A 9578-nucleotide genomic window follows, 5' to 3' on the forward strand; every position below is an offset into this window, starting at 1 on the left:
AAGTAAATTATTTGATACTCCTCACTGATGAATCAGGGGGATTCTTGATTAGACCACAAAGGGACTTTCAAAGGCGTTATCAATGCGCCTCTACCCACTCAGCATGGACGAATCCAAGCTTTGCGTATACTTTTGGCTTTTTTCGGCTTTCGGAGTCCATCACTTATGCCAGATAGGTACGCTCCACATTTTGATATTTTTTGTCAGTTAAATAGGCTTCCTGCTCAAAGGCAGTAGTGGCTTACTGTGCCGGAATCTCACCGAAACTAAAATGCTTCAACACGTAGATGGTTATTCTTAATCGCTGCACTTATCATATCATTGCGACTCAAGTTGCGATCATTCCACGGCGACGGTCGTCGCAGCCGCTTTCCTCCCCATGTCGGTAGCCCGGTGCTTCTCGCTCGTTTTTTGGTGAACTCGGGTAAAGTATTTAGATGTCGAGTTGAAACCCCTATATTTGGTCGATCGGATATCTCTCCCCATTAAGACGGAACTCAGACAGCAAAAGAGTCACAGGTGCTTTTTCCCCGATGTCTATTGGTTATGTTAACCTCCCCTAGTGGCAAAGCCTAAAACGCTGACCCCATTACCGCCAAACCAGAGATCGTCCCCTGATTTGAGGTATGAGTTGAGTCAGAATGACTAATTTGCTGATATTGAGTTATGTTGGCTAACATTCTGCTCGACTTGATATTTGATAAAAATGTGGTAGAACTAGGATTGAAAGACTCAGGTGAAAATCCCTGATGGTACGGAGCCTTTATATAAGCTTCCTCTACGGCATCAAAGCAAAACAGTCAATCGCCTGCTCAGCACGAGCGCGAAAATCAAGCGTTGCCAGTACAGCAGTCCTAAATTGTGCGCGGGGGATTTTCCTTCGTGCATTGATTTATACGCCAAGGCTGAGAGACAATCTCAGCTTAGATATTTGTTAGCATTTGTTAGCAAAAAAGTATCGGAACGCTTGAGGAGTTGGACTAAATAGCCAAAAAGTTTACTAAAATTAGTCATACTTAACTTGAATGGTTAACATTCTGGGCGGTATGATTACCTCAGTGCCGAAAACAAAGGCTTAATTATCTGGGAGAGTAAACCACCGTGCAAGTCAAAACTGACCAGCCTGTTACAAGGTCGAACGCGAGTCCGCGTTTCGTTAAATTGGTTGAAAATATTGGATGACTCATGGCTAAAAGCTTCAACTAAAATTAACTCAATTAGGGCGGGCTACACCCGAATTAACGCCTGTGGACAAGAAGGAGCCGACTCCCTTGGGTGAAACAGGAAGCAGACCCTTTAGGAGCAATCCTGATTGAATGGTGAGACTTAAATAAGTTTAGCCAAGTTTTGTGTAGCAGAACCATCTCTGGGTGATCGGGAGCAATCCTGCTAATTTAAGTGGATTCGCTGAATCAAGAATCCCCTCGCCTTTAGGCATCGGGAGTGTCAAAAGCACAGCACCTCGGCCATGACAGGAGTCAAATCGCAGTGTCATGTTTATTCTGAAACGGCAGGATGTTGAAATAACCAATTTTCAACACCCAAAACGGGATCAACAAATTCCCATTCTCAATTATCAGGGGCAGACTTTTCGCCTGATCAGCGCCTTCAACGGCAAGCAAGCAGAAGACGCCAGAGCCTTGTGGCGGGACTTAACCGACAACCGAGGCAAAGCCTGTGTTCTGCTAGAAGAGCCGGATAGATATAGCGTCTGGGGAAAAGTCCGTTTAGATCAGCTTGCCGGTGAAGAACCGGCAGGGAATGAAGCAGCCAAAGCACCACTGTTCGCGCAGGCTTGTCTGCTGCTCCTCCAAGCTGTTTACTTCGATGTAGAAGACCTCTTAGGCGCAAGGCAAGCCACATCGTTTCAGAAAGATATCGCCAAGGTATTTCAGCAGGGAAACTTCCCCCAGGCAGACTCCCCTGATGCGATAAAAAACTGGCTAACCGTTAGTCCCTTGCAAAATCACAAGGTGCCTCCTTGGCAAGAGCAGCATCTCAAGACCTTATTGCAAGAACTCCACCGCTTGGGTAAATCATATTTTGGCAATACGGACTTCGCGGAGGGAGTGAGCGATGTGCTGCAAGATATGCCAGCACCGGATCGGACTCAGTTTCTAGATTGGCTGAAACAATCAGCCCTCAACAAGTTGTGGATCGCAGGATAGAAAATCTGTGACAATTGCTCAGACAATTGGGTCGAGATAATGGATCTTAGATAATTGCACTGTAGGGGGTACGCGATATACAGGTTGGATTGCCCACTTGTATTGACCAACCAAATTGTTGATTCGGTTTGGATGCCACCTATGGTCTGGCAATTTAACTAAGTTTCGATCGCATTCCCCACCTAGAATCATTGATATGAGTAGGGGAATGGGAAAGCAAAAAAACAGATACCTCAACCTTTGAGGGTATAATTTCAGAGATAGATTTGGTACTGTAAAAACCTTAAGGGTGGAGACATATACCGTATGTCTATCATTATATTTCCGGGTACAAGATCGACTAACAACTAATTTATTGAATTAGTAAATAGATATTATTCTTGCTTAGTCTTTCTATAGTGTACGAGGGCAAAAGCCCCGACGACACACTGAGGACGCCAGTTATCCCGGAAGCGTCTGATCGAGGTTTTTTAAGGTTTTTTGGCGAAAGAATCCTCATCTCCAATCAAAGATTGAGATGGGGTGCGTTCAACCGCTAGTTAGGTCTCGTGGAATCCCTATGAGTAGCACTTCAGAAAAGTCATCTACATCTTCATCTTTACTGTCAGCTCAGACCCTAGTGATTGTGGGCATTGTCTGGGCTGTCATGGCGCTGCTGTTCTTTTTGCTGTTCAGCGTCCCCCTCTCAGCAGAAGAGGGTTTACCTCTGTGGTACTCGATCGGCACTTATATTTTTGAATGCGGGGCATACCTGGGAGCTGCATTAGTTTGTTTTAGAAACTGGCAAAGCCCGCACATGGTCAGCGGGCGCAACGTCTGGCTGGGCATTGGTCTGGGGATGCTGTTCTATTTTATCGGCGGTGTGCTATTTGGCATTTGGGAACTGTATTTCGAGGCCGACCCGGACGTGTCCCCCGCAGATGCCTTTTATCTGGGCAGCTATGTGGTACTGATTGGGGGCATGGTGATCGCTGTGACTTCCAAACGGCTGAATCTAGAAATTTGGCAGTGGGCTTTGTTAGCGGGAATTGCAGCCTTCGGGATTGCTGTAGCTATCTGGGTTGCTGCACCTGAGTCTTGGAGGCTACAGCTAGGAATGTCTCCACCAGCCACCCAGGAATTAGTGACAGGCTCTGCGCCAGCGCCTGCGGCAAAAGAACCTGGTTTAGAAAATTCGTCCAACTCAATGGTAAAAGGAACAGCCGCGACTGCTGCTAAATCCGCACCCGAAGAAGAAGAAGAAGAAGCAGCAGCAGAACCAAGTAAAACTCCCACATGGGTAATAGCACTTGACAAGCAACTGTCGCCTTACGCCTATGCAATCAATTTGTTTTACATCGTCGGGGACGTTTTTCTGCTGATTATTGCTACTGCATTGCTGCTGGCGTTTTGGGGAGGACGTTTTTCCCAATCTTGGAGGATGATTGCGGCTGCAACTTTTTCGCTTTACATCGCAGATATGTACTTTAAATGGCGCGATACTCAGGCTGAGGGTACTTATCAAAGCGGCAGTTTGCTGGAAGTCTTTTTTGTTTTCAGCGCCATCCTCTTCGGAATAGGAGCTATCTTGGAACATGATATCTCAACCCGTTCTCGCCAGAGCAGGCGCAGTCGTCGCGCAGCCTAGCGATTTGAGGTTAGGGTTGCTTTGGCAAGCGATGGGGACGCGAAAGCTGTTTTGCCCTTGTCGGCATCTGTGAGCTTGAAATCGAAAATGAAAAATCACAGTTCGCTGAGCTAGCCTGCGTCTTTTCACGTCTTTTTGCTGGAAAACTTGGCATGACGCCTACAAAACTCTCCGATTCAGACAAACGCGAACTCATCAGGCTGTACCGACAGTCAAACGAGAATACTATCACTCTGGCAAAGCGCTACGGAGTGAGCAGTTCGACTGTGAGGCGCATCATTCAGGGGGCTTTGTCGGGGCCGGAATACGAATTTCTAGTGCAGCAAAAACAAAAGCGTTTGTCCGATCGCACCAGTGTTTCTGAACCGACAGAGAGGACTACTGAGCCGTCGGCAGATGGCGAAATCGATCCTGTAGGTGTCCCCCTGTCGGAGTCAGTCCCCCTCCAGCAGTCAGCCGCAAATTCGAGACCGACGATCCGAAAGCGTTCTGGAGCCGTCCCAGAACCAGTTCCAGAACTCGAAATTCGAGGGAATGTAGAGTCGGATTTGGATGTTTCTGATGTGCCAGATGCCCAAGCAGCCAATCTTGCCGATCGAAGCCACCGCGCTGTTGTGACTGGTGAACTAAAGGCAATGCTGCCAGCATCCGGGCTGCTGGCAGGTGAAGATTTTAGCGATTTCGAGGAAGATGACGAGGATGAGGATGAGGATGAGGATGATTTAGATGACGACTTCGACGAAGATTTAGACGATGAAGACTCTCTATTTGAAGGCCGTCTGCTGGGTTCAATATCGTCGGGCGAGTCGATCCTCTTCGAGGGCTTCGCTAACGAGCTTCGGGGTACAGGACTGATTCAAGTTTTGCCTTTAAGCGAAGCATCTCTGCCCAAAATTTGTTATTTGGTGGTCGATCGGGCGGCAGAGTTAATCACCAGACCTCTAAAAGCTTTTGGCGAACTGGGTCAAATTCCGGCGGCGGAAATTCGCGAGAAAACCCTGGCAGTGTTTGACAATCACCGAGTGGCCCGCCGATTTGCTACTCGCAATCAAAGGGTTTTCAAGATTCCTGACAGCAGTATGCTGCAAAAAGCAGCACCTTATTTGCGAGCAAAGGGAATTACTCGGCTGCTGATTGACGGCCAGGTATATTCCCTTTAATGGCTCAAATCTATTTAATATTGTACGGTGTCGGATTCTTCTGGATTTGCCGGAAATTTAGGACGCGAGTTTTGGGAATCTGAAAGGTTCCACAGCGGTTGCAGTAGCGCACCTCCGATCAGTCCTGCACTCAGGCTCATTGCCAATACTACTCCTACGGGCATTTGTATCGATTGAAAAAAGATAAAGTTTAAGGATACTGGGGCGGCGTTCTGCACTGAGATAATGCCGATCGCGCTTGCTAAAATTGCTACTAAAAAACTAATGGCGAGCAGAGGAATTGTTTTCATAAACGGGTTGACAGGCTAGTAATTTAACTTGTATAATTGTTTTATAATCGGAATATGTGTGAAAATTTTATTTTTGCAAACACCCCATTATTTAATAATATACAATTTTATCTGGATAAAAGTCAAGTAGATTCGGAAAAAATTTAGGAATTTTTTAAATTAATTAAAAATTAAAAATAAATAGATAAATTTACAAATCCCAAACTTTAACAAATCCCAGTGTATTGCAAATATATAACTGGCCCAGCAGTATCGATGATTAATGTTCAGAGGCTTTGCCAGAGTTATCAAAAATAGGTAAGGTGCGCTTCGGCGCACCTCACAATCCCAAGCGCTAGGGGAAAAATCCCCGTTGGAATAGGTAGAAATTTAAACAGGTTCTAACTGGGAAATTACCTTTTCCATGTGTTGGGCAACTTGGCTTTCTTTTTCCACAGAATTGGTTTCCATGTAAACGCGCATCAAGGGTTCGGTTCCCGAAGGCCGCAGCAGTACCCAGCCACCGTCTTCAAGATAAAGTTTAATCCCGTCTTTGCGGCCGATTTCCTTAACGCCGATACCTGCTATTTCTGTGGGGGGATTCTTGGTAAAAGATTCCAAAACGGCTGCTTTGTGGGCTTCTTCTAGGTGCAAGTCCAAACGTTTGTTGTACAGGGGGCCGTTGGCTTCTTTAATGGCTTCTTCGACTAGCTGAGAAAGGGGTTTGCCTTCATAGGCGATCGCCTCAGCAACTAGCATATCAGCCAAAATCCCGTCTTTTTCAGGAATGTGACCCAAAACGCTCAAACCGCCAGATTCTTCGCCACCGATGAGCACCGCAGTTTCCCGCATTTTTTCGCCGATGTATTTAAAACCGACTGCGGTTTCGTAGATTGTTAAACCGTACTTGGCGGCCAAATTGTCCAGCAAGTGGGTAGTTGCGACTGTACGGACGATCGCCCCAGTCAATCCTTTATTCTTAACCAAGTGACGCGCCAGCAGCAACAGTACAGTATTGGGAGTCAAGACATTTCCCAACTCGTCAACAATACCAAAGCGATCGCTGTCGCCATCGGTAGCTAAACCCAAATCCGCCGAATCCTTCTTAACAGCTTCCACCAACTCAACTAACTGTTCCCCCTTGGGTTCGGGCATTCCGCCACCAAACAGCACGTCGCGGTACGTGTGAAAACTTTCGACATCACAGCCGCAGTGTTCCAAAACCCCGTCGAGATAGCCGCGAGAAGTCGAGTAGAGGGCGTCGTACTTCACCTTCAACTTAGCAGAGCGAATCCGCTCCACATCGATCAAAGTATAAAGAAACTTCAGATATTCGGGTTTCGGGTCAAAACTGGAGATTTTATCGTTGTGGCTGCCTTTGGCTGGGGCATCAGAAGCACCAGCAATATTTGCCACAATTGTATCGGTAATTTCCGGGGTTGCCGGGCCCGCGTAGTCGGGGATGTATTTGATGCCACAGTAAGGTGCGGGATTGTGCGAAGCCGTGAACATCAGGGCTCCTGCAGAGTTGAGATGCTTGGCGCTGTAGGCGATGACTGGTGTGGGGCAATCTCGATCGACCACTTTCACCGTCCATCCCAAATCTGCCAATACTTCCGCCGAGGTGCGGGCGAACTCGTCTGCCAGAAAGCGGGTATCGTAGGAGACTAGAACTGGGCGGTCTTTTGTGTAAGCGGTTTCTAGGTAACTGGCGATCGCACGGGTGACTTTTCGCACGTTGGCAAAAGTAAAGTCATGGGCAATCAGTCCCCGCCACCCATCGGTTCCGAACTTAATTTCTGTTGAATTGCTGCTAGCGCTCATTTTTTCCACTTCCTCTCGTCCTACTAATCCTACCCGAAGGCATAGCCTTAAAGACATACCGGCCGTGCTGTTTGTGAGGATCGATCGCCCGTGGGGCCCGCATCAGCCTAATCCTATCGTTGTGGGGACAGGCTTGGGCCTCCGGCAGAGGACTCGAACAAGTCAGAGTTGGCAAAATGTGTGGGCTACCGGGCGAGTCACTCGCTAATTCTGGTTTTGAAGGGTAGGTGGTCGATCGAATGCACGACGATCAATTGCGGGCTAGCGGGGAAGCTAAAAAACTGATCGCAAAAAACGGCCCTGGCAATAGCCTTAACGAAATGCACATAAATCTCATCCTAATCTTAAATTTAATTTTTTATTTAGAAAAGCCGATCGTTAAATTTGTTAGGGTTTCCTAACAATCGCCAGACTCACAATACATTTCTAATTCAGCGACGGAAATAAATTAACCAAAGTCAGCGCTCGATCGTGCTGTAGCCTAGCTTCTTTAAGAAATTAGGGCGATCGACCAAAGCGCTACAAAACGAAGATAAAGTATTTCAAGCACCAATTTTTTTGAGGCAGACTTGACTTTAATTATCAAATTTTAAGACAAATTAAATTTATTTTCCGTCCTCTTTATAAGTCAAAAAAATAAATGACGACCGCGATCACAGGGTGATGGTGATCGAGCGCACAATCAATAATGTTATTAACGTGCAACTTATAAAAGATGCAGGCAGTCGAGCCAAATTGCTTATAGCTTTAAGCGTAATGGCTGATGACTGTCAGCGTACAAATGCAGAAAATTGTAGTTGACAACGTTAAAAATTAGGGGAATCGATCGGGTGCGACTTAATAAAAAAACGAGGTTTATCATGACGGGTATTTCACAAATATCTTCAAAATCTTTACCAGCAGCCGACCAACTTCAACACGGCCCAAGTCAGGCGTCCCAAGGTATTACCGGACCCGACACTGACACACTCCCAAAAGCTAAAGGTGTCAGCGTTTCTTCCTTCGCAGTTAGCTGGGCAAAAAAATATTACAGTACAGTTGCGACACGAGAGAACCAAGGGCCACGCCAAATTCTCCCAAGCCTCGATTTAACTAATTTTGAGGGAAATAGGGCCCCAATAGTTGACAAATTGACAGATACCCTGAAATTAGCCAGCGAGATAGCTTGGAGTAGAGTAGAAGCTCTTTTAGGGAAACAAATAGAGCGGCACGCGATCGATCCAAGTTTAATTAATTCTTTAGAAATTGCGGCAGATTCTCGCACCTTATATCGGAAAGCAATAGACGCTTATGCGGATAGAGAACCTGTTTTCCGCTTGTCAGTGCTGGTGGGAAAAGATATTATCAAAGTGAGGCGAAAATACTCAGAGACAGATCCGTTAGTGCTGGGATTTGTGACAATGCAGTTTCAATACACTAGCAAAATATTGTTAGGATGTCTTTCGGAGTCAGAGCGATCGGAATTTGCGCCCTACTTAAAAGTTTTAGACGACTACCTGCACATTCCCTACGGAGAGATTAACGAGGCTGCGGCGAATCAGCCCCCGAATTCAAGAGCTCTATTAGCCGTTCAGCATTTGTTGCAGCACACGACTCAGATTGCTAGTGCAGTGTACGATCGAGCTAGTGCCCAGCATCAAGGATACCGCAGCAGCAGCGGCTATTTGAGCGATCGGGAGGTAAAAATTTCTGGTATCCGGGATGTCGAGATTTTTCAAAGCTATTTGTGCTGGTGCGTTTTGGAAGGTAGCATTCACCCGGTACAGCAAGAATTGTTTCCAATTTGCGTGATGTTGTACCCCAAACTTCATGTAAGTTGGGAGTTAGTGCAGGATATGCTGCTGATTTTGTTTTGGGAAATATGCGAGCGGCTTCCTGCTGAAGATTTAACGGTATTTGTACCTTACTTGCGTACTTTGACAGAGCTGTTTTCCAGGGATGTTTTTGATAATTAGGGAATTGGGCAAAGGGCAAAGGGCATAGGGCATAGGGCATGGGGTCAAAAAGCGGAACTATCGCCGAGGGATTTGGCATGGGGAATTGCCAATCTCTATTTAAAACTAAAAGCTGCCACTGCCAAACATCCCCAACCAACAATAAAAGCAACTCCCCCCAGTGGCGTAATTGCACCCAGCCATTTGATATCAGTCAAACTCAGGGCGTACAAACTGCCTGAAAAGATGATTGTGCCGGCAATAAAAGCCCATCCAGTCACTGCAAAAAAGATTTGAGACTCTTGGGCGCGGCTCAAGAGTAAAGCGACGAGTAATAGAGCCAGGGCATGGTACATTTGATATCGGGCGCCGGTCTCAAAAATGGTTAAAGCTCGATCGCTCAATTGATTTTTCAAAGCGTGGGAGGCGAAAGCACCGCCTGCAACGGATAAACCTCCGAATACGGCTGCGGCTGCTATAAAAATGCGAATTAAAATTAGCGTTGACATAATATTTATTGAAGAAGGAAGAAGGAAGAAGGAAGAAGGAAGAAGGAAGAAGGAAGAAGGAAGAAGGAAGAAGGAAGAAGGAAGAAG

7 protein-coding genes are annotated in these 9578 nt (G+C 46.5%); 4 read left to right on the forward strand and 3 right to left on the reverse strand.

Translation table 11 applies throughout. The features are described from left to right. The first annotated feature begins 1493 nt into the window (after positions 1–1493). The 3 genes from QUB04_RS20460 (at position 1494) to QUB04_RS20470 (ending at position 4955) form a co-directional block, all read left to right on the forward strand. Entirely contained in the window at positions 1494–2168 is a 675-nt protein-coding gene (locus QUB04_RS20460) for an Npun_F0813 family protein (protein WP_333055855.1), read from the forward strand. Positions 2169–2727: 559 nt separating this feature from the next. Beyond that, positions 2728–3795 (forward strand): hypothetical protein, encoded by a 1068-nt coding sequence (locus QUB04_RS20465; protein WP_333287124.1) that lies wholly within the window; start codon positions 2728–2730, stop codon positions 3793–3795. Between the two features lie 152 nt (positions 3796–3947). Beyond that, positions 3948–4955, forward strand: coding sequence for a hypothetical protein (locus tag QUB04_RS20470; protein ID WP_333287126.1), 1008 nt, complete (start codon positions 3948–3950; stop codon positions 4953–4955). A 14-nt stretch (positions 4956–4969) separates the two neighbouring features. On the opposite strand, the gene QUB04_RS20475 is transcribed toward QUB04_RS20470, so the two are convergent. Further along, positions 4970–5245 (reverse strand): LapA family protein, encoded by a 276-nt coding sequence (locus QUB04_RS20475; RefSeq protein WP_333287127.1) that lies wholly within the window; start codon positions 5243–5245, stop codon positions 4970–4972. Between the two features lie 369 nt (positions 5246–5614). Then, on the reverse strand, positions 5615–7048 hold the full coding sequence (locus tag QUB04_RS20480; RefSeq protein ID WP_333055871.1) for a phosphoglucomutase/phosphomannomutase family protein: 1434 nt from the start codon (positions 7046–7048) through the stop codon (positions 5615–5617). Between the two features lie 860 nt (positions 7049–7908). On the opposite strand from QUB04_RS20480, the gene QUB04_RS20485 reads away from it, so the two are divergent. Beyond that, positions 7909–9003: a hypothetical protein gene (locus QUB04_RS20485; protein WP_333287129.1), complete on the forward strand. Its 1095-nt coding sequence runs from the start codon at positions 7909–7911 to the stop codon at positions 9001–9003. A 95-nt stretch (positions 9004–9098) separates the two neighbouring features. Here QUB04_RS20485 and QUB04_RS20490 read toward each other — a convergent pair whose 3' ends face one another. After that, positions 9099–9491 (reverse strand): DUF423 domain-containing protein, encoded by a 393-nt coding sequence (locus QUB04_RS20490; RefSeq protein WP_333287131.1) that lies wholly within the window; start codon positions 9489–9491, stop codon positions 9099–9101. Between the last annotated feature and the right edge of the window lie 87 nt (positions 9492–9578).

This window comes from Microcoleus sp. D2_18a_B4, from assembly GCF_036702475.1.
GTDB lineage: Bacteria > Cyanobacteriota > Cyanobacteriia > Cyanobacteriales > Microcoleaceae > Microcoleus.

Coding starts and splice junctions, on each gene's coding strand:
- QUB04_RS20470 (WP_333287126.1), top strand. CDS start 3,948: ATGACGCCTACAAAACTCTCCGATTCAGACAAACGCGAACTCATCAGG.
- QUB04_RS20490 (WP_333287131.1), bottom strand. CDS start 9,491: ATGTCAACGCTAATTTTAATTCGCATTTTTATAGCAGCCGCAGCCGTA.
- QUB04_RS20465 (WP_333287124.1), top strand. CDS start 2,728: ATGAGTAGCACTTCAGAAAAGTCATCTACATCTTCATCTTTACTGTCA.
- QUB04_RS20480 (WP_333055871.1), bottom strand. CDS start 7,048: ATGAGCGCTAGCAGCAATTCAACAGAAATTAAGTTCGGAACCGATGGG.
- QUB04_RS20475 (WP_333287127.1), bottom strand. CDS start 5,245: ATGAAAACAATTCCTCTGCTCGCCATTAGTTTTTTAGTAGCAATTTTA.
- QUB04_RS20485 (WP_333287129.1), top strand. CDS start 7,909: ATGACGGGTATTTCACAAATATCTTCAAAATCTTTACCAGCAGCCGAC.
- QUB04_RS20460 (WP_333055855.1), top strand. CDS start 1,494: ATGTTTATTCTGAAACGGCAGGATGTTGAAATAACCAATTTTCAACAC.